Origin of the sequence: Clostridium aceticum (assembly GCF_001042715.1) — a bacterium.
Taxonomy (GTDB): Bacteria; Bacillota; Clostridia; order Peptostreptococcales; family Natronincolaceae; genus Andreesenella; species Andreesenella acetica.
Genome location: NZ_CP009687.1, coordinates 3,493,027 through 3,513,648 on the forward strand (window position 1 = coordinate 3,493,027; position 20,622 = coordinate 3,513,648).

Genomic DNA, 20,622 nt, shown 5'->3' on the forward strand with positions numbered 1-20,622 from the left:
AATGACTTTCATCTTTTAGCATCTTTTTTTAATGATATAATTTTGGGTCTTATCTTCCTGCTGCTATCAATACATTTCTCTGGTGTGCTTCATCTCTTTTTCCATCTACATGACGGGTGCTATTTGAAAAGTATAAATCACTATGTCCTTGAAAGTTATTATTGTTTATGTATTGTATATCATGGGGCATGGCACTGGCAGATGCCGCTAATCTTCTACCATCTACCTCAACAATCACCGGTCTTCTATTCCAGCTATAGTTGCCACCCCATACTTCCTTCATAATAGCAGCATCTCTAGCTGTCAAAGGTTCTACATCAGCATGATTTGCTCCTATGGTACGCTTCATGCTCCATCTTCTGCCTGTATGAAAGTCTTCTACAATAAAAACCTTTCCTATAGGAACTACATACTGAGCTTCTGTCCACCAATCCAGTAGTTCTCCATACTGGGGGCCTGGGGTTGATTTTACAGGAATATGATGTACTGGAATCGTCAGCCTATCCCCTATCCTTAATACATGATTATCCCTCAAACCATTGACATTCTGCAACTCCTTAAAGGGAATACCATACTGGATAGAAAGCGTCCACAGGTTGTCTCCATTTTTAACCGTGTGGGTAATATAAGATTTGCTGGGTGTACTAGAAGTAGGGGGTGTTGGGTTAGAGGCAGGAGGTACTGCCCCTGATGTTGAGGGTATGGTTACTGTTTGACCAGGGTAGATATGCTGTCCCTCTTTTAAACCATTGGCATTTAAAAATTCCTTTAAACTCACATTAAATTTGTTGCTGATAATCCATGGGGTATCATTGTTTTGCACAGTGTATGTACTTGTATTACTAGATGTACTGGGAATCAACATCCTTTGTCCAGGGTAGATATGCTGTCCTTCTCTTAAACCATTGATCTTTAAAAAGTCATTCAAACTTACTTTGAATTTATTGCTGATAATCCATGGCGTATCATTTTGCTGCACAGTATACGTAGTTTGCTGCTGTTTTGTCGGCACCTTCACAACGTCTCCTGCATTAATAGCAGTGTTATTTCTATACTGTGGATTAAGACGATAGATTTCCTCCAAAGATACTTGATATTTTTGAGAAATGATCCATAGGGTATCTCCTGCAGCCACCCTATGGGTAAGGGGGTTAGCAAAGGCAGAAGTCATGGTGGAAGTCAATACAGTGGATGCGATTGCAGTACCTATAATAATTTTCTTGAATTTCTTATTCATCATCGTTGTCCTCCTTTTGGTGATAAAAAACTAATCTTACATAATCTTACATTCTATATAAATTCGAAGAAAACTACAGAAACCCTTTATGTAAAATTTTCTATTAGAACCATATGTTTCACATAGCAAAAAAGGTACCCCCCAAGGGATACCTTTTTAAAACTATACGGTTGTTATAACCCATAAAGGAAGGGTCAAAACCCTTCCCTACGATTATGTCTAGTAGGGATAGGTCTTGACCCATATTAGTTGAAACTTCACCTTATGCTAATCCCGATAGAACCGATACCCGTACAATAATTCCCAACAATTTTTCTGAATCGTCTACAACTGCTATAGGATACTTTGTGTCAATCGCCTTAGGAATCAATTCTTGTACATAGGTCTCCTGATCTGTTGTGTAATAATCTTTTCTTAAAATCTCTTTTAAAGTCTTATTTTCTTTAATTGCTTCGATAGTATCTTCTATTGTTATGATACCTTGAAGCCTTCTGTCCTTATCCACAACAAAGATACTAGAGAGACCATGATCCTTCATCGCCTTCATTGCTACCTTAGGTCCATCCTTCATAGAAACCAAAGGACTTGGATGAAACATAATGTGTTTTGCCTGTACCACCTTAGATTTATCAATATCCTTAATAAAGTCTTCAATATATCCATTTTCTGGATTTGACAAAATTTCTTCTGGTGTACCTATTTGTACAACTTCTCCATCCTTCATAACAGCAACCCTATCCCCTATCTTAAAGGCCTCATTTACATCATGGGTAATAAAAATGATGGTCTTTTGTAGCTTCGCTTGAAGGTCTAAAAGTTCTAACTGCATGTCTCGACGAATCAATGGATCTAGCGCACTAAAGGGCTCATCCATCAACAAAATATCAGGATCATTGGCCAAGGCTCTTGCCAAGCCTACCCTTTGCTGCATTCCACCACTTAATTGATGAGGCATTTTATCACCCCAACCTCCTAAACCTACAGCTATCAGCATTTCCTCTGCAAGCTTATATCTTTTTTGCTTGTCCATTTCTTTTACTTCCAACCCATAAGCTACGTTCTCCATAACACTCTTATGGCTAAAAAGTCCAAAATGCTGAAATACCATAGCAATCTTGTTTTGTCTAAGTTCCCTAAGCTGTTGTTTATCGTATTGTACAATATCTTCTCCATCTATATAGATTTTTCCTTTGGTTGGCTTGTTTAATAGATTTAAACATCGTATTAACGTAGACTTTCCACTACCAGAAAGTCCCATAATAACGAAAATTTCTCCTTTGTTCACTTCAAAGGATACATTATTTACCCCAACTGCCTGTCCTGTTTGCTTTAATATCTCTTCTTTAGAGATTCCTTTTTCTAACTTTTTTAAAGCAACCTTAGGATTTTTGCCAAAAACTTTTATCAGGTTTTCTACTTTTAGTTGTACCGACATCCTTCATCGCCTACCTTTTATCTTTTATACTAGATCTCTTTACTTCTCTACCTTAAATTTATCTGCTACACCCTGTGTAAGTCTATCTATAATAATAGCAAGAATAACAATGGCTAATCCTGCCTCTGTACCCTTGGCGATATCAATTCTATTGATAGCTACTAAGACCTCTCTACCTAAGCCTGGTGCTCCAATCATAGATGCAATAACCACCATTGCCATTGCCATCATGATTGTTTGATTTATTCCTGTCATAATGGTTGGCAAGGCCTGTGGCAGCTCTACTTTATATAATATTTGCCACGGAGAAGAACCAAAGGAATGGGCTGCCTCCACCATTTCTTTGGAAACATTTCGAATTCCTAGATTTGTTAATCGAATAACAGGAACAATAGCGTAGATGGTAGTTGCAAATACTGCGGAAACACGTCCTAAGCCAAATAGAAGCATGGCAGGAATCAAGTACACGAAACTTGGCATTGTCTGCATACCATCTAAAATAGGTCTTATAGCAGTTTCAATATTTGATTTATAAGCCATAAGAATCCCTATAGGTATACCTATCATGACAGAAATAACAACAGATGTTAAAATTACCGCCAGTGTTTCAATCATGAGGGTCCAAAGACCAAAGGAGCCTATGATCAATAACATAAAAGCAAAACCAATACCAGAAGACAGCTTCTTAATACGCCATCCCATAAAAAATACAATAAGAATAAAAAACCACCAAGGCAACAATTGTAAAACAAAATCTACCGTTGTTAAAAATCTTAAAATGTTCGCTCCTAAAGCATCAAAAACACTATCAAAGTTGTTAACAAGCCATTTAACAAAAGAATCCACATAAACACCCAACTCAAATTTTAAAAACTCTGGAAATTCATACATATGTCTTTTAATTACTGTATTATATCTCAGTAATCAAATCTCACCTCTCTTTGTAATAGTGTAAAAACTTGCAATTTGTTTTTTACTAACAAATAGTGAACTTTTTAAAGTTCACTATTTGCCTAAAAAAAATGTTTATTGAATTGCTTCTTTTACTGCTTCAGCTACTTCTTCAGGTACCCAAGCAGTCCATAAATCTTCATATTCTTTTAAAAACCAAACTGCTGCTTCTTCAGTAGTTGCATCATTTGCCTGCATATAAGCCAGAGCCTCACTGGTAACAGCACTGCTTGTTTGATAGTTTTCTAAAAATGCTACGATCTCTGGTGCTTTTTCTGGCATATCCTTGTGCACAGCAACAGTTACATCTACAGCAGGCATTTCAGTAGCATACCCATCGTTCCATTTTTCTTCATCATAAGGGATATCCTCTAGCAATGTCATATCATACATTCCGATAATCCATGTAGGCTCCCAATAATACCCCAACCAAGCTTCGCCTCTTTCTATAGCAGCTATGATGGAACTTCCAAGCGCTGTATCAGATCCTGGACTAAAATAGTTGTAATTTTCATCAAGTCCATGGGTTTTTACTTTTTGCTGTAAAATTTCATCTACTTCCCAACCTGGTATAGCACCGTAGATTCTTCCTTTACTGGAATCCTCTGGATCTTTAAAAACCTCCCAATAATCAGGTAAATCTTGAACGGATCTTAAACCTGGTGCCATAGGTTCAATGCCTCTTTCAGCATCTCCTTCAATCACGTAAGTGGGAACATAAAGACCTTGTGCATTATCATCAAAGTTTGTTGAAACCTCTATAATGTCACCCTCTTCTAATGCTTCTGTATAAGCCTCTATAATGTTATCTGTCCATAACTCCATATAGACATCAATAGATCCATTTCTAAGGGCTGCAAAGGTAATAGGAGTGGAACCCATTTCAATATAAGTGGAATATCCATAGCCGTTTTCAATAATCAAAGCAGCTACCTCATTATGGAAGGCAAGACTATCCCAGCCTGCATCTGCTAAAACAATTCTTTCATCTGTTCCCTCAGGGGAACATGCCGCCATCACTACTAATGATAAAATAAGCAATACGGTTATACTAATTTTTCTGTAAAGTCTTTTTCTTAAGTAACTCATTTTTTTCCTCCTTTTGTTTTTAAATAATATTTCGTTATAGACAACCAATTCAGTACCTTCATAACATTGCATACTGCTTTGGTTATCTAGTTAACTATTTTAAATTTGAACATAAGAATTACATCTACCGAATCTCATTCATGTAAACTTTAAAATAATAATTGTATAATTATTTAATTATACAGGGTTTACTGTCCTAAGTATCAAATATTTATTCATAAGAGATAATTAAATACAATTGTTCCCAAAATTCTCTCGAACTATTCCTTTGCTAATTCTAAGATCCTTCGATTACACTTTGCTCCCCTCAGGATGACAAGTTATGATTTAGATTAACGCTAATGAATATTCATTATACTTTTACTTTTAGGGTATACTCCTTTACCTCTAAGCCTTAACTAGAGGAATTCACTTTTTTATACTGGGCTTTTATATTTCACGCTGAAGTAATAAGACAAAAGATGTAAAGCCACAAAGATAATTATTATAGATAAGCAATCAGTAGATTTGTATAATTATGCAGAAGTTTTGTTCCGTTTTTTTGTTGTTTTAAGATATAAGTGATAAGTGTTTTGAAAGACACAGGAAAATCCCTATTCGGATTTTGAATTTTGATAAGAAGTTTATTTCTAAGGCAGTCTTATTTGATTATTACTGTACTATTATACCACAATGATAAATATTTATAAAATTTGATAATCAGGGATAATCCCCCCTTAGCCAGTCTCACAAAAAAATAGAACTGATATCCTCAGTTCTATTTATATATACTCCCATATACTTTTATTCAGACAAATCCTTAATTTGGTAGGTAACCTGATCTTGTACTATATTAAAGGCCACATACTTAGAAGCTTTTCCAGTTGCATTGTTATAAGTGCCAGTAGAAATATACCTTACACCTTCTATTAACTCGGCTTTTACTTCTTGTCCCCCACCATAAAGAACAAATACCTTTTTACCCTTTTCTGCTGTCTCTGTCAAGGTTTGTCGCAGCAGATTTGCCTCTAACTGATCTGTAAATCCACTGATAGGTCTAGGTAGCACAACAAAAACATTTTTCTTGTTGGTAGTTTCTAATAGATTTATCAGCCATGGCCACTGACTATAGTCAGTATTTCTCAGCCCTCCAGATCTGCTGTCTAAGTAAATGATTAAGTTTTCTTCATGCTCTCTCATCTGGTATCCTTGAGAGGCAACAATTGCTGTTTTATTTAATCCGCTGGCAATATCGCTATTAAGACCGCTGGTAAAGATGGCTATATCATAATTATTATTAATCATGCTCTTCAATCTTTCAGCGGTTCCAGCATTTATCTGACTCTGAGCATCGCTGTAGGTAACACCGCTATGCACGAAGAATTGCGTTCCCTTTGCTTGGTATGGAACATTGAGATAATCCTCTACACCTTTTTGCTGTACAGCTGCACTTGGCTGCGTTCCATAAGTAATATCAAGACCGTCAAACAAGAGTTTCCCTGCTATCTTATTATTACTATCTGTCTCTACTACATAAATTCTCTCTAGCTCAAGTGGTGACGAAACATTTTGTGGTAGATTTGCCTCTAGGTATTTCCACCCAGTCCAATCAATCCCATTTTTAAAGTCAATAGTATGTCTGGTTCCTCCAGCATCTCTAACATGTCCTCTAATCCAACTAGGAGCATTTTCAAAAGCATATACCCATAAGCCTATTCGAGAAGCATTGGCAGGAAGGGGCACGTTACCTTTTTCAAATTCAATATAAGCTGCTCTTGTTGCGTCTGCTTGAGTAAAGTCATACTCTAATTTTAAAGAATGTTCTCCAACTTTTGTGTTGGTATCCTTTGAAATGCTTCCTGATACCTCTGCTGGGTACGCAGTAAATTTATAATTATATTGATCTAGCCCTCCTAACGAGGCTTTATTAGATCCTATTGCAACAGAAACAGTGGCTGTTTTATTGCCAAATGTAGCGGTTAGTGTAGTGGTACCACTTTTTTCTCCTGCTATATAAGTGCCATTTGTAAAAGTACCTAGCCCTTTTTCATCCTTCCAGCTTAAATCTTTTGTAGAAATAATAGTACTATATCCTCTCCTATCTACAGCTGTTACCTTTGGAGTAACACTTCCACCAGGGTTCAAGGAAATACTTCCAGGAGTTATTTGTAATAATCCTACTTCTTCTAGTACCTGCAACTTCACTTCCGCTTTTCTTCCTAAGTAGTCTACCTCTATGATGGTTTCTCCCGCCTTGGTAGGTGTAAAACGGTTGTCTTCAAAAAATCCTTCGCCTTTTTTAATTGTAAAGTTTAATTCCTTTTGATTTGCTGATAGAGGGTTATAATTTGTATCAAAGGCTTTCACCATGATCTCTCTTGAAGCCCCGACAAATCCCTTGTCTTCATTGATTTCTGCAGTAATTCCCTTCAACTCTGTCTGAAAACCTGGGGATACCACTGCCAATCCATTGACAATTCTTCTTTCTCCTCCATCAGAAGGATAGTTTACTAGCTCTGCTCTAGCGTTTCCTAACCCTCTAGTCATCATCGTGGTGGAACCACCTCCATCCATGAGTATGGCTTCGTGGCTGCCCAACTCTATCATTAAATCAACTAAGCGCTTACCGTTCACTCCTGCAAAAGAACTGTGTCTTCCGTCTACTGTTACCATAATCAATTGTTTTCTATCCCTTGTTATCCCCACTGCTGTTCTAGGATGGTTCCCTGATATGGTTTGGGTGAAGGTAAAGGGTTGTCCATCTTTTACCAATACAGTGCCTCCGCCTATAGCAAGCTTTATATCTTCTAAAGCATAGGGAGCGATCTGGGTATTTACTTTTAATTGATCACCCACTTGTATATTATCATATAAGACCTTTGCATTATCTTGCGAAGCCAGTAAAACATATCCATTTTGCGGAATAGCTGTTGAAGGTTGTTGTTGCCTTACTTCCGCAACTGTATCTCCTATAACAACGATCTCCACCATATCATAGTGCTTTGGATTATAACCCGGCGTGTTGGCACCCCAATTACTATCAAGCAACATAATCGCCTGATACTCATGGGTATATTTATTAATAGTGGTTACTGGTATGCTTTTTCCCTTATCGGTGGTCACATAAATTTCATACTGCCAATAATCTGCAAAAGCCTCATCATTCCTATTGATAGATAAAGTTGCAAAGTTTTCTACAAAAATCGGGCTGCTAATCATCTGTCCATCTTTAATCATCGTTCCCATGGGAGAGTCAGGATTTGTTAAATAAAAGAAGTCAGCATTAATAGCCGCTACTACATTATTATTTCTATTGACCATAGTGGATAGGGTTTCTTTTGTGGCTACTCCTCCAGCACTTTGCAGTATATCTAGGTTCGTTGCTGGGTTGTCTAAGTCAATATATACAACATTGGCATTCAGCCACCCATCCTTATTAAATCTTAAAATATGTTTATGGGTTACACCGCTGGAAATCGTCTCCTTACTTTGTTTTTCGTAAGCAATACCATCTATTGCAAAAACACCTGTAAAACTACTAGTAACAATTATGGAAACTACCCCTATGGTAGCTAGTGCCTTTTTTAATCCCTTCATAAAAAATCTCCTCCTAAAAGTTTCTTGCTAAATTTATCCTCTATTGCTAATTTCATTATATAATACTCCACTAATAATTCAATTACAGTTATATTACATTTTTCCACAGCACCAATTTTTTATGTTAAAACTACAACCTAGCAAAAAACCAATTAGAGTAAAATGCAAAAAAAACAGCCTGCATAGCACATAGAAACACGTGCAAGCAACTGTTTTTTTAAAGATGACAAATTATGGTTTAATTCAACATTAATATTATTGATATTCAACCTTTAACTCTACTTTTTGGGGCAATTCCTTGAGATCTGTTTTAACGACTACATAGGGATAGCTGATTACCTGCGGTACTAGTTCGTCAGTTCCTGGATCTCGGAATATAGCGTGCACCACCATCTTTGCTTCACTTTTTTCTTTTACTAATTGTATCTTCATGATATCTACTTGGTATCCGCCGGTTAGTTTTTCTCCTCTTGTGACGATGACATAAATTTGTTCATCCACCTTTGCTGCTAAGGCTCTTTCCAACATCTTATACCTAGGTAGTATGTCTTGGATTTTTTCAGGAACCTGACTATGTTCTAATACTTCATATCCCACCTCTTGATCGCCTCCTGATATAAACTTAGGTATAACCTTTACTGCCAGTGCTACAATCACGAAAATGATAATGATGGTAATAAATAATTTCCAATTTATCTTAGGTAGTTTGGGCAATTTCAATTTATTCTTCATATTCCTCCCCCTTTATGTGACAGCCATTAATCAAGGCAGTCTATATCACTATATTTATTCACTTGTACTGTAATTTATTCAATGATAGAAGGAAAAAAATTGGTTAAATAAAAACCACAGCAAATTTTTTGCTGTGGTTTTTATTTAACCTTTTATCTTTACTGCATTTTCTACGGTTTCCATGATATTTTCTTTTGTTAGACCATATTTTTTTAGTAAAGCATCAGGTTTTCCAGATTCTCCAAAAGTATCTAACGTTCCTATTCTCTTCATCGGTACCGGATGGTTTTCTACTACTACTTCAGCTACTGCCGCCCCTAGTCCTCCAATGATATTATGTTCTTCTACTGTTACAATAGTACCCGTTTCTTTAGCTGCCTTTATAATAATTTCTTCATCTAGCGGTTTAATCGTATGTATATTAATCACTCTTACAGATAATCCCTTATCTTCTAGGGCTTTAGCCGCCTCCAATGCTTCATTTACCATAATACCTGTAGCTATAATTGTAGCATCTTTGCCATCCTTTAACATAACACCCTTACCAATTTCAAATTGATAAGTGCTTTCATCATTAATAATAGGAACACCTGATCTTCCTAATCGCACATAGACAGGTCCTTTTACTTCAGCTATAGTATGGATAGCAGCTTTTGCCTCCACAGCATCAGCAGGAACGATTACTGTCATATTTGGAATCACTCTCATACAAGCAATGTCCTCTAACGCTTGATGGGAAGCACCATCTTCTCCTACTGTCAATCCTGCATGGGTTGCACATATTTTTACATTTAGTTTTGGATAGCCAATAGAGTTACGGATGATCTCAAAAGCCCTCCCTGTAGCAAACATAGCAAAGGTACTGGCGAAGGGAACTTTACCTACTGTAGCTAAGCCTGCTGCTGTACCCATCAAGTTTTGTTCGGCAATACCCATATTAAAAAATCTTTCAGGAAACTTTTTTGCAAAATCATTGGTTTTAGTAGATTTAGATAAATCTGCGTCCAGCACTACTACATTAGGATTACTGCTGCCTAGCTCTACCAAGGCCTCACCATAAGCTTCTCTCGTAGCTACTTTTTTAGTCATTTGCCTCACCTCCTAACTCCTTTAATGCCTGATCTTTCTCTTCTGCCTTTGGAGCATTACCATGCCATTCTACTGCATTTTCCATAAAGGAAACCCCTTTTCCTTTAACAGTACTAGCAATAATCACAGTTGGCTTGCCCTTTGTGCTTTTAGCTTCTTCTAATGCCTTAATAATCTCCTCAAAGGAATGACCATCAATTTCTATAATGTGCCATCCAAAGGCTTTAAATTTATCGGTAATAGGATCTACATTCATTACTTCTTCATTAGGCCCATCAATTTGCAGCTTATTAAAATCTATAATAGCTGTTAAATTATCTAGCTTATAATGAGCAGCAGACATAGCAGCTTCCCAGACAAGTCCCTCCTGTAGCTCTCCATCGCCTAAAAGCGTATATACTCTGTAGTCTTTTTTATCTAGCTTACCTCCTAATGCCATACCACAGGAGGCTGAAAAACCCTGCCCTAAAGAACCTGTAGACATTTCTACCCCAGGGGTACCCTTCATATCAGGATGCCCTTGCAGCATAGCATCAACTTTTCTTAACCGATAAAGTTCTTCTTTAGGAAAATAGCCTTTTTCTGCTAAAGCAGCATATACTACTGGAGCTGCATGACCTTTCGACAGAACAAATCTATCCCGGTCCTCCTTCTTAGGGTTTTGAGGATCTACCTTCATTTCATGAAAGTATAATGTTGTTAAAATATCTGCTGCTGACAATGAACCTCCCGGATGTCCTGAAGCTGATTCATAAAGCATTTCAATAATATGCCTTCGTATTACGGTTGATTTTTCTTTTAACAAATTGTAATCAATAGTCAACGCGTTCCCTCCTATTTTTTTATTTCTTTAAACCCTTCACCTAATACTTCGTGAATGGTAGTTACCATAATAAAAGCCTTCTCATCAATTTCATAAACAACTTTCTTTAGTTTTGCCACTTGTACACGATTTACTACACACATCAGTACCTCTCTTTTATTACCAGTGTAAAGTCCTCTGCCCTCTAAGGCAGTTACACCTCTACCAATTTCTTCAATGATTCTTTTGCCTATTTTTTCGGAATCCTTAGAAATAATATAAAAGGCTTTTGCATAGCTTAGGTCTTCCACAATAAAGTCTGCCAGCTTTACAGTAATATAAAGGGCAATCACTGAATACAACGATGTTTCGATATTCCGCTGTACAATACCAGCTGTTGCAACAACCATCAAATCTAGAATCATCATTAGTTTAGCAGTACTAATGCTTGGAAAGTATTTATTTAGTATGGCTCCAGCCAGATCTGTTCCTCCTGTTGTCCCTCCAAAACGAAAAACAGCACCTAAACCAACCCCTAAAAGAACACCACCATATATAGCCGCCAGTAAAATATCCTGGGTGATAATGGCCCCCTCACCAAAAAGCATAAGAAATATTCTAATAAAAGCTGATAATATCAAAATAGCATAAGCGGTTTTGACACCAAACACTTTTCCTAGTACCAGCAGTCCTACCATAAACAGGGGAATATTAATAGCGAGATTTGTGATATCAATAGGAATACCCACTAACTCTTCGATAAGAATAGCTACACCCGTCACACCACCAGGGGCAATCGTATTTGGTTTTAAAAATAAGTTAAGACTAATTGCCATAAGGGCACAGCCTATGGTAATACCTACATATTCTATCATAACATTATGCTTTTTATTACTCAAGATTATCCCTCCGTGAGTGAACTCCTTACTGTTTTAAAGTTACACGAACTAAGAATTTTGGCAAAGCTGCCATTCTCTTCGCCCTCCAAGGTTCCTTAATCAAGCGATAAAACCATTCTAAACCCAGTCTTTGAAAGAATAACGGAGCTCTTTTAGCGGTGCCTGCATAAATATCTACACTGCCCCCTACCCCCATGGCTAGTTTGCAATTTAACTGGTCTCGATATTTATGAATCCATTTCTCTTGCTTCGGAGCACCTAGACAAACAAAAAGAACATCTGGTGCAACCTGATTGATTTCTTCTATGATTTGTGGTTCATCGGTTTCTTGGAAATAACCATGATGAAATCCAGCAATTTTAATGCCTCTGTATTGCTTCTTCATGGTTTCACAAGCCAATGCTGCTATCCCTGGCTTCCCCCCCATTAAGAAGATAGATTTTTGCTTCTCACCACAGTAGGTTAACAACTTGTCCATGGTATCTATTCCTGTAACCCGCTCTTTTAATCCTAGTCCTTTTATTTTAGAAGCAATAATTAATCCAATACCGTCTGGTAATACTAAGTCTGCTTCTTGCAGAACATTTAATAAACGCTGATCCTGCTGTGCCACCATGATGATTTCTGGGTTAGGGGTATATACTTTTTTCAGTGTATCTCCTTCTAAAAAAACAGTCAATTGTTGGAATGCTTCTTGAGCTGTTATTTGATCTATTGGTACACCCAGTATTTTAACCTGATTTCTCATGACTTATCTCCTTCTTGTATAAACTCTTGGAATATTTCTACATTCAACTGTACTTTCTTATCCAAACTTTTTTTTATTTCCTTTAATTGTTGAACATACTCACTTTTATTTTCAATAACAGCATCAATAGCTGTCCATAAGTTAATCATATCTAAATTCTCTACATTTCCTCCACTTTTTTGCCCCGTTAGTTTTAGAAAACTAGAAATTTTAGTATCATATTCTAATCCTACCATTGGCACGCCAGCAATAGCTGAAAAAACTAGGGAATGCAACCGCATCCCCAACAAAAGATCTAGCTTGCTTATGATTCCTATCATTTCTCTAGGGTGATACTGTTTTGTGATGATCTTGGGTACTGTTTTCATCTTCTCAACAATTTGTTGAGAAGTACTTATATCATTAGGAAACTGCATTGGAATAAAAACAACCTCATAGTTTCTATTTATCAAGTAATCCGCTGTCTGAGCAATAACTTCTTTGTACTTAACTTGACCCTTCCATTCCCTTATAGATATACCTACCCATTTTTTTGTTAAATCCATTCCTTCTTGACGAAAGATTTTTTCTATTCTCTTATCATCAATCATCTCTAAGCCCAAAGCAATATCTGCCGTCACCATGATATCCTTCTTTATACCTAAGGCCTGCATTGCCTCCTTGGACTGATAATCCCTCACGGTGATTCTATCTACTTGATTGATAATATAATTCACAAGCTTTTTATTAAGATATCCTGTAATAGGACCAAAACCATTACCATAAAACATTACCTTTTTTCCCATTCTTTTTGCCATCAGAATAATTGCCAAGTAATAAATCAAAGACCTACTGCTAGTTACATCCTGTAATATAGATCCTCCTCCGCTAATCACCACATCTGATGCTCTAATAGCCTTAGTAATCTCCTTAAAGCTATTTCGGCTAACTGCATGAATTTTATGCTTCTGCATCGTATCTTTAGCATTATAACTAAGGGCAGTTAGTTTAGCTTGAGGTAGTACCTCTTTTATTTCCCTTATAATTGCTTCTAAAATTGCTTCATCTCCTGTATTATGGAATCCATAGTAACCAAACAAGAATATATTTTTCATTAATTTCTTCCTCTCTTGCTCTTTGAGATTGAACGAATAAGAACTATTTAAACATTTTGCTGAAATACTTTCATCTCTTTAACATACTTCAACAATCTCATAGCAATCTCAAATAGTAAAATATAGATTACACCTACTACAATCCCAAATACTAATGAGTAAAAGGTTCTTGCTGCAGACAGGTATACTGGCGTTCTTAAATGGCTGAAGGTATTTACAATTGAGGTTTGTCCTATCATAGCAACTAATCCTGCTAAAAATGCTAAAGACTTCATTTTATTCTTTGCAAAATATATTCCCATCATCAAAACAGGAAACCCTATAAGAAATTCTTTGTTTCTAGGTCTAGCTAACAAGTTTTCTTCCAATACATTTCTGAAGATTAGTTCCATTGTAGAAGCTTGAATATTACTTTCATGGCCGGTTCTAGCTAAATAAATATATCCTGCCCCTAAAAAAAGCATTGCAAAAATAACATAAATAATCTTTATATCCTCAAATAAAAAGTTTTTTATATCTTCATACTTCAATGAAGGTTGTTGATCTTTGTTGTTTTTTCTTTTATAGCCGAAATAAGAAGCATAAATTACAACATAAGCAACCATTGGAATCATCTGACCTATTTTTACCCCTCTAAAGATATCCATCTCTAGTAAATACTCAATATGCGATAAAATTGCAGCTACAAATAATGCTCCCAAAAAGGATATAGCAGAAACAATCACTAAGCCCTTAATAGCATAAAGAATTTGTTGATGTAGTTTGGTAGTTTTTTCTTCTTTATATACATAGTGAAAACATCTATTGCAAAAATATACCATTGCTAGAGATGGAAATACCATCGCTGCCCATAATGCCATCATTTTATCTGCCAACATTGGTCTTACCAAAAAGGCAATAGGTACTAAAAGCAAACCTATCACTAACAAACTATATTTAACTTTTTTGTTTAATTTTAGTAAATAGGTAAGTAACAACATACTAGCGGCAACAATACCCCAACCCATTAAGGTTTGTTTCGCAATCCGCACCCTAATAGAAGGCATCCTACTGCTGCTTCCTAAAACCATACCATGACTTGCGATTCTTGTTTGAAACCTTTCAAACATTTTTTCATATTCATTGTAATCTGTAAGATAAATAAATTGATCATATCTTACCGTATATTTATCCTGCTTAATAGGTTTGAAAAAAATCAATCTTATATTTCTTTCTGTAACTGCTCTATATAAAGAATTTTCTATTTCTTCTGCACCTTCATAGTTATAATATTTAAATCTTTCCTGTATAAAAGGCCAAACTGAAAAAATTCTTACAGCATTATAATCTAAACTCCTAACCATTAAGTCTAGACCATCTGGCTCTAAATGACCTCTTTGTACAAAAGACTCAACCAAACCTGCCTTTATATCATTTTCTATCATATATCTAGTTACTAAATCATCTGCCACTGGATACCCTAACACCTCTCCACCACCAAAAATCAAAACTGATGGTTGCATTTCATAAGTTTCAAACTCTTGAAAAACAGTTTCTAGATATTTTTCTGACATCCATGCTTTATAGGTATTTGGTCTTGGCAATACCTTTAATCCACTTTCTTTAACGGTGTTAATTTTATCAACATCAAAACCTAAGCCCACCTGCATTAGTTTAGAAGAATAGGGCTTATGCCTTTGCTGTGATACTTTCCTATTTGCATCAATTAAATGAAGACTTTGTTGGTATAAAGCTTCCTCGATTGTTCCCTTCATCACGATAGCAAAGGGAGCTTCCTGTGAAAGAATGTCAAAATATTCAGCATCATACCGCTCTGTTAGTCCTTGGTAGATAAAATCAAAAACCTCTTGGGTTCCTGTAGTAATAAAAACATCAAATTCGCTTATTTGCTTATAATCAATATACTCTGCTACTTCAGGAGAGTAGGTTTCCCTCCAGTTTCCCTGCTGCAACAGTTCCCACCCCATAAACACTTCTAATTGTTGATTTTGCATCATCAAAGACTCTAAATTTTCTTCTTGAAGTCCAACATATTCTATACCTAAACCATTAAATTTCCTAAACCACCAAGACAATGTTTCCTCCGATTGGTTAGCCATATCTTGAAATTCACTGTAATCTAATACTACCTCTACCACCTTGTTATCAGATTCAACATTGATTCTTGCACTTAAAGTAGTGGCTAAAGCAAATGTACTTATCAATAAAATTACTAGCAATATAGCATTTTTTTTCATCAGCAGCACCTCATCAACTTGTTTTTTACTAAATTACTTCATATACCATGATAGTACTTCTAGGGCTCTCTGTAAAGTAACTTTTTTATCCTGCAATTACATATTCATATTAGTTATATACTTAAAAAAAGACTTCCTAAATACATCTTTTGGGAAGTCTAATCTTCATCTAAAAACTTTAAATAACTTGAGTTATGCTAATAACTATCTTTCTATTTTATAGCTGCCCCTCACCATCAAGACTACATGATCATTTGTGGCACGAACACCTCTGCCATCACTCTTTGGTACAATGTGTAAATTATTAGCAAGGATTGCTTGGTTATTTTGAATGTCTCTTCCTACAGTTACATTTGCTAGACCACCGCTGGGACTGTCAATCGCCACCGCTGTTCCGCCTCTCAAAATAATTTCCGTACCTTCTTCAGCAATCAGCCTCTCGCCTGTCTTTAAAAAAACAATGTCTATTTTTGCTGTGTCCGAAGTTTGGTCACTTGGCTGCGGTTGAGGACTTGGGGAAGATGAAACTTTATCATCTATGTACACTCTTAATTGTTGTATTCTCTGTTCCACATAGGATAATGTAACAATAGGATCTTCACTAGAGCCTGGCTCCTTACTGTTGGCATAGACAACTTGTCCAATAATTGCTAAAGCAATGATAAGCATGATTAAAGATACTGATGTTTTTTTCACTTTTTCATCCCCCTTGTTTATTCACTAAAAGTCATTGTTTTACTATTATACTATAGATTTTTCTGTAATGGAAGTTCTATAGCACCTTACCTTTCTCTTAAAAGGTGCTTAGTAAAGGGCATGTAAAAAGACTTAAGTCTTCGTTTCTTAAGTCTTTAGAAGTCCACTAATCCTAGGCTAATTAAAAGTGCTTCACTCACCTTAATCATCATTTCATCATCTAAGTGGCCTATTTTTTCTTCTAGTCTTCTCTTATCAATGGTTCTAATTTGCTCCAATAATATGACTGAATCCTTTGTTAATCCATAATCTGAGGCCGCAATTTCTACATGGGTAGGGAGTTTTGCTTTGTTGATTTGAGATGTAATAGCAGCAATAATCACTGTAGGACTATACCGATTACCTATATCATTTTGTACAACTAAAACAGGTCTAGTTCCTCCCTGCTCAGATCCTATAACAGGGCTTAAGTCTGCATAATATATGTCGCCTCTTTTTACAACCAATTTACTCACACTCCGCTATTTCTGCCTCATAATCTTCTAGGGAGGATACATCTAGACTTAACCCTACCTCCGCCAATGTTAAATTTATTGAAGCCATTTCTTGATAGCCCTTTTTCATTTTCTCTCTTAATTTGACTTTGTTTTTTTCCCTTATATATAGTTTCATGGCTTCCCTGACAAATTCACTTCTATTTGTTTCTTCCATAGAAACTATATAATCCACTTCTTTAAGAAGACTTTCAGGAAGACTAATCATTATCCTTTTAGAATCAGCCATTTTGCACCTCCGGAACTTATCAAGAATTTTAATGGTATATACATATGTCGTCCAGTTTATATACCCTATCTATATAAACCATTATATATTATTTATTATAAGTGTGTCAATGTTACTATAAAATTATACAAGCACTAAAAAAAACATTCTATACTATAATAACAAATGGTCTCTTATATAGACAGTGTTATTATTTTCCATATACAGTCTCGGTACTCTCTTTCCTACCATACATACAATCTCATAATTAATGGTTCCCAGTTTTTGAGCCACATCATCGATTGTATTGCCACTGCTTTGATCACTGCTAAATAAACATACCTCATCATCTCTATTTATATCTACACCTGTAGCATCCGCCATACATTGGTCCATGCAAATTCTGCCTACAATCGGGAGTTTTTTTCCCTTTACTGTAATTTCTGCCTTATGACTTAACATTCTTGTAAAACCATCGGCATAACCTATTGGCAAAGTAATGATTTTTCTTTCTCCTTTTGTTTTATAGGTTAATCCATAACTTACTCCTCGATCAGAGGGCAGATGTTTTACGTGGGCAACTTTGCTCTTTAATTCCATGACTTGTCTTAGATGAACAGCTTCTTTATTTACTTCTGATGAAGGATATAAGCCATATAGCATGATACCAGCCCTGACCATATCTAGATTCATTTCTGGCAAATCGATGATAGCGGCACTATTAGACACATGTTTAATAGGAATAGAACACCTTTCCTTTTCTAACCGATCCACCAAATACATAAATCTCTGAAACTGATGATAAGTAAAAGTTTTATCCTTCTCATCTGCGACAGCAAAATGAGTGAAAATACCTTCTATTTTTATGTTAGGCAGTTGAAAAATCTTTTTAATTTCCTTTACGGATTCTTCTTCTACTTGAAACCCTAACCTTCCCATCCCTGTATCAATCTTTAAGTGTAATACCAATTCTTTACCCTTTTTAAGTGCCAGCTGTGAGAAAGCAGCTGCCTGCTCATACGAGTAAATCGTTTGAATAATATTATATTCCAATAAATCTTCTCCCTGAGTTTCTTTTGTATATCCCAATACCATCAAGGGGACCTGGTAACCTGCTCTTCTTAATTCTATAGCCTCTGATAAGGTAGCCACTGCCAGTCGATCAGCACCGTTTTCTAAAAGAGTTTTTGCAATCACAGTTGCCCCATGTCCATAACCGTCCGCCTTGATAACAGCACATACTAACGTATCTTGTTTAACCACACGGCTAACTTCTTGAATATTATGCTTTAAGTTATCTAAATTAACTTCCGCCCACACAGGCCTTAATTTATCTTTTGTTAACATCTACCAATGCCTCCTAGTTTAGAGAGTAGTTATATATTTACGGTCGAGATAAATGAAATAGTTCTTCCTCTAATACAGGGTTATAAATAAAATCTTCGTAATACACCCTAAAACGTATATTTCCTTTTCCATCATAGATATATAATTTTTGAGGTATCATCTCTATTTTATCTACCCATAGTTTTTGTTGACTAAAATAATGGGTACCTCCTGGAATTGTTGCAGAGAATACAAAATACTCCCTTCCTTCTAACGTTTCTTTTTCGTAGATGGACTCCTTCGATGTCATATAATTCTTTAGAAAATGTCCTATGAACATCATCTGTTCTTGAGATTGGTTAAAATTATCTATCTTCCAAACTTGATTTATAGAAGGGTGATATACCCAAGCTGTTTTCCCATTATAGATTGTCAAGTTGCCCTGGAGTGTAGATGGCGCTGTCACTTCTAGCCTATATAGATTGGGGGCTTTAAAAGTTTGTTGAAAAATATATTCTACTTCTTCTTTTCCATTGTCTATATAAATTTTAGCAGTGCACTGATAACTTTCTATACTACTAATCTTCTGCTGTGCTTTATAGTACATTTCTTCATCGGTAGGCTGTCGACAGGCACTTAGACAATAAATCGTCCCAATTATTATAAAGACAACCTTCCAATACTTCATCAACACTTCCTCCTTCTGTTACATAAAGTAAAATCATAAAGCTATAGCTTGAGCCACAGCGTAAAGTCTGCTGTGAGATATAGATATCCATATTTCCTTTATATCTTTACTATATGCAACTTTAAGAGCATTATTATGCAATTTTATTAAGGGCTTTCCCAGTGCATCCTTCTTGACTTCAATATCACACCATGCTAATCCTCGAATTCCCGTACCTAGTGCCTTTACAGTTGCTTCCTTAGCAGCAAAAAAACCTGCAATGGTGGAGGGGTGATTACTTCTTTCTTCAAATAAAATTATTTCTTCCTGTGTAAACACTCTCTTTAAAAATCTTGGGTTTCTCCTTACAGCCTCTTCAATACGATGAATTTCTATAATATCTATGCCTAATCCTTTAATCATAGGTTCCATTCCTCCCCCACTTCAGTCTTCTATTGTGGTTGAATAATATAGGTCCAACTTTTCCATTTCTTCGTGCCCCATCATCATATGTAAAAAAGAGTATAGTACATCAATCCTTTGCTCTACTTCTAGTTTCTCATCTCTTAAATCTCCTAATTTTACTCTTAACCCTTCAATTTCTTTATTAATTCCTAATAGCTTGCTATCACTAACCTTGATATTTTTATAAGCAATCTTAACCGTTTCCTTTAACAAATGCAGGTTTGTTTCTTCAATATTTATACGATGCAGGTCTAAAGTCTCTGTAATGACATTAACCTCATCATTAATCTTACTAATCTCTTCTTTGCAGTCTTCCAGTTCTTCTATAACATTTTCCTGTCCCTGCGTATTTAGCAAATCGGATAAATGCAAGATTTTGTTCATTAATTTCTTTTTGTTTTGTTCCAGAATACTTAGTTGCTTTACTAATAGTTTTTCTTTATCCACTAAGTCCTCTAACTTCTTTGCTGCCATCTGTATGGTTCTAGTCCTGTTACTTTCCATAATTTGCTTCCATTGTTTATCTTTTATTAAGATAGGTATACGATTTTTCTTAATGATTTTTTCATCTATGTTAATATTTACAGTTTTTTTAAAAAACATGACAATCCTCTTTTCTGGTAGAATCATTCTAAGTTTATATCATCGATGTCAACTCAATACAATTATTTCCAAAATTTCCTCGAACTGTCATACTGGGCGTAGCGAAGGATCTTGGAATAACGAAGGATGACAAATTATGGTTTAAGCTAACGGTAATGAAGTTTATATAGACATACGCTCATAAATTTTAATATACTAAGAACTGCATTTGCAG

General features: G+C 35.8%; 19 protein-coding genes. All 19 read right to left on the minus strand.

All coding sequences use genetic code 11. The annotated features are described in order from the left end of the window. Nucleotides 1–49: 49 nt before the first annotated feature. Nucleotides 50–1,240, minus strand: coding sequence for a LysM peptidoglycan-binding domain-containing protein (locus CACET_RS16090; protein WP_052661302.1), 1,191 nt, complete (start codon nt 1,238–1,240; stop codon nt 50–52). Between the two features lie 259 nt (nt 1,241–1,499). Further along, nucleotides 1,500–2,672 (minus strand): quaternary amine ABC transporter ATP-binding protein, encoded by a 1,173-nt coding sequence (locus tag CACET_RS16095; RefSeq protein WP_044824185.1) that lies wholly within the window; start codon nt 2,670–2,672, stop codon nt 1,500–1,502. 39 nt (nt 2,673–2,711) lie between these two features. Next, nucleotides 2,712–3,563: an ABC transporter permease gene (locus CACET_RS16100; protein ID WP_044824186.1), complete on the minus strand. Its 852-nt coding sequence runs from the start codon at nt 3,561–3,563 to the stop codon at nt 2,712–2,714. A gap of 135 nt (nt 3,564–3,698) precedes the next feature. Beyond that, entirely contained in the window at nt 3,699–4,712 is a 1,014-nt protein-coding gene (locus tag CACET_RS16105) for an ABC transporter substrate-binding protein (RefSeq protein WP_044824187.1), read from the minus strand. Nucleotides 4,713–5,495: 783 nt separating this feature from the next. Further along, nucleotides 5,496–8,288: a phosphodiester glycosidase family protein gene (locus CACET_RS16110; RefSeq protein ID WP_044824188.1), complete on the minus strand. Its 2,793-nt coding sequence runs from the start codon at nt 8,286–8,288 to the stop codon at nt 5,496–5,498. A gap of 255 nt (nt 8,289–8,543) precedes the next feature. After that, a complete protein-coding gene (locus CACET_RS16115; protein ID WP_044824189.1) occupies nt 8,544–9,020 on the minus strand; it encodes a protease complex subunit PrcB family protein in 477 nt (158 codons plus the stop codon). A 144-nt stretch (nt 9,021–9,164) separates the two neighbouring features. Beyond that, nucleotides 9,165–10,109, minus strand: coding sequence for a transketolase family protein (locus tag CACET_RS16120; RefSeq protein WP_044824190.1), 945 nt, complete (start codon nt 10,107–10,109; stop codon nt 9,165–9,167). Continuing rightward, nucleotides 10,102–10,926: a transketolase gene (locus CACET_RS16125; protein WP_044824341.1), complete on the minus strand. Its 825-nt coding sequence runs from the start codon at nt 10,924–10,926 to the stop codon at nt 10,102–10,104. The genes CACET_RS16120 and CACET_RS16125 overlap by 8 nt, the downstream gene beginning before the upstream one ends. 17 nt (nt 10,927–10,943) lie before the next feature. Beyond that, complete coding sequence (locus CACET_RS16130; RefSeq protein WP_242846900.1) at nt 10,944–11,810, minus strand: YitT family protein; 867 nt, start codon at nt 11,808–11,810, stop codon at nt 10,944–10,946. A 25-nt stretch (nt 11,811–11,835) separates the two neighbouring features. Then, entirely contained in the window at nt 11,836–12,558 is a 723-nt protein-coding gene (locus CACET_RS16135) for a WecB/TagA/CpsF family glycosyltransferase (protein WP_044824191.1), read from the minus strand. Continuing rightward, nucleotides 12,555–13,652: a polysaccharide pyruvyl transferase CsaB gene (gene csaB, locus CACET_RS16140; RefSeq protein WP_044824192.1), complete on the minus strand. Its 1,098-nt coding sequence runs from the start codon at nt 13,650–13,652 to the stop codon at nt 12,555–12,557. The genes CACET_RS16135 and csaB overlap by 4 nt, the downstream gene beginning before the upstream one ends. Before the next feature lie 47 nt (nt 13,653–13,699). Further along, the gene (locus CACET_RS16145) at nt 13,700–15,889 is read right to left on the minus strand and encodes a DUF5693 family protein (protein ID WP_044824193.1); all 2,190 of its coding nucleotides are present in this window, start codon (nt 15,887–15,889) and stop codon (nt 13,700–13,702) included. A 204-nt stretch (nt 15,890–16,093) separates the two neighbouring features. Continuing rightward, entirely contained in the window at nt 16,094–16,585 is a 492-nt protein-coding gene (locus CACET_RS16150) for a hypothetical protein (protein ID WP_052661304.1), read from the minus strand. 155 nt (nt 16,586–16,740) lie between these two features. Next, nucleotides 16,741–17,091 (minus strand): type II toxin-antitoxin system PemK/MazF family toxin, encoded by a 351-nt coding sequence (locus tag CACET_RS16155; RefSeq protein WP_044824194.1) that lies wholly within the window; start codon nt 17,089–17,091, stop codon nt 16,741–16,743. A gap of 1 nt (nt 17,092) precedes the next feature. Next, entirely contained in the window at nt 17,093–17,368 is a 276-nt protein-coding gene (locus CACET_RS16160) for a CopG family ribbon-helix-helix protein (RefSeq protein WP_044824195.1), read from the minus strand. 153 nt (nt 17,369–17,521) lie between these two features. After that, nucleotides 17,522–18,694 (minus strand): alanine racemase, encoded by a 1,173-nt coding sequence (gene alr / locus CACET_RS16165; RefSeq protein WP_044824196.1) that lies wholly within the window; start codon nt 18,692–18,694, stop codon nt 17,522–17,524. Between the two features lie 37 nt (nt 18,695–18,731). Continuing rightward, nucleotides 18,732–19,361, minus strand: coding sequence for a LolA family protein (locus tag CACET_RS16170; protein WP_044824197.1), 630 nt, complete (start codon nt 19,359–19,361; stop codon nt 18,732–18,734). A 33-nt stretch (nt 19,362–19,394) separates the two neighbouring features. Further along, a complete protein-coding gene (gene acpS, locus CACET_RS16175) occupies nt 19,395–19,763 on the minus strand; it encodes a holo-ACP synthase (RefSeq protein WP_044824344.1) in 369 nt (122 codons plus the stop codon). A 21-nt stretch (nt 19,764–19,784) separates the two neighbouring features. Beyond that, complete coding sequence (locus tag CACET_RS16180; protein WP_044824198.1) at nt 19,785–20,408, minus strand: hypothetical protein; 624 nt, start codon at nt 20,406–20,408, stop codon at nt 19,785–19,787. Nucleotides 20,409–20,622 lie beyond the last annotated feature (214 nt).

Coding starts and splice junctions, on each gene's coding strand:
- CACET_RS16090 (WP_052661302.1), bottom strand. CDS start 1,240: ATGATGAATAAGAAATTCAAGAAAATTATTATAGGTACTGCAATCGCA.
- CACET_RS16095 (WP_044824185.1), bottom strand. CDS start 2,672: ATGTCGGTACAACTAAAAGTAGAAAACCTGATAAAAGTTTTTGGCAAA.
- CACET_RS16100 (WP_044824186.1), bottom strand. CDS start 3,563: ATGTATGAATTTCCAGAGTTTTTAAAATTTGAGTTGGGTGTTTATGTG.
- CACET_RS16105 (WP_044824187.1), bottom strand. CDS start 4,712: ATGAGTTACTTAAGAAAAAGACTTTACAGAAAAATTAGTATAACCGTA.
- CACET_RS16110 (WP_044824188.1), bottom strand. CDS start 8,288: ATGAAGGGATTAAAAAAGGCACTAGCTACCATAGGGGTAGTTTCCATA.
- CACET_RS16115 (WP_044824189.1), bottom strand. CDS start 9,020: ATGAAGAATAAATTGAAATTGCCCAAACTACCTAAGATAAATTGGAAA.
- CACET_RS16120 (WP_044824190.1), bottom strand. CDS start 10,109: ATGACTAAAAAAGTAGCTACGAGAGAAGCTTATGGTGAGGCCTTGGTA.
- CACET_RS16135 (WP_044824191.1), bottom strand. CDS start 12,558: ATGAGAAATCAGGTTAAAATACTGGGTGTACCAATAGATCAAATAACA.
- csaB (WP_044824192.1), bottom strand. CDS start 13,652: ATGAAAAATATATTCTTGTTTGGTTACTATGGATTCCATAATACAGGA.
- CACET_RS16145 (WP_044824193.1), bottom strand. CDS start 15,889: ATGAAAAAAAATGCTATATTGCTAGTAATTTTATTGATAAGTACATTT.
- CACET_RS16160 (WP_044824195.1), bottom strand. CDS start 17,368: ATGGCTGATTCTAAAAGGATAATGATTAGTCTTCCTGAAAGTCTTCTT.
- alr (WP_044824196.1), bottom strand. CDS start 18,694: ATGTTAACAAAAGATAAATTAAGGCCTGTGTGGGCGGAAGTTAATTTA.
- CACET_RS16170 (WP_044824197.1), bottom strand. CDS start 19,361: ATGAAGTATTGGAAGGTTGTCTTTATAATAATTGGGACGATTTATTGT.
- acpS (WP_044824344.1), bottom strand. CDS start 19,763: ATGATTAAAGGATTAGGCATAGATATTATAGAAATTCATCGTATTGAA.
- CACET_RS16180 (WP_044824198.1), bottom strand. CDS start 20,408: ATGTTTTTTAAAAAAACTGTAAATATTAACATAGATGAAAAAATCATT.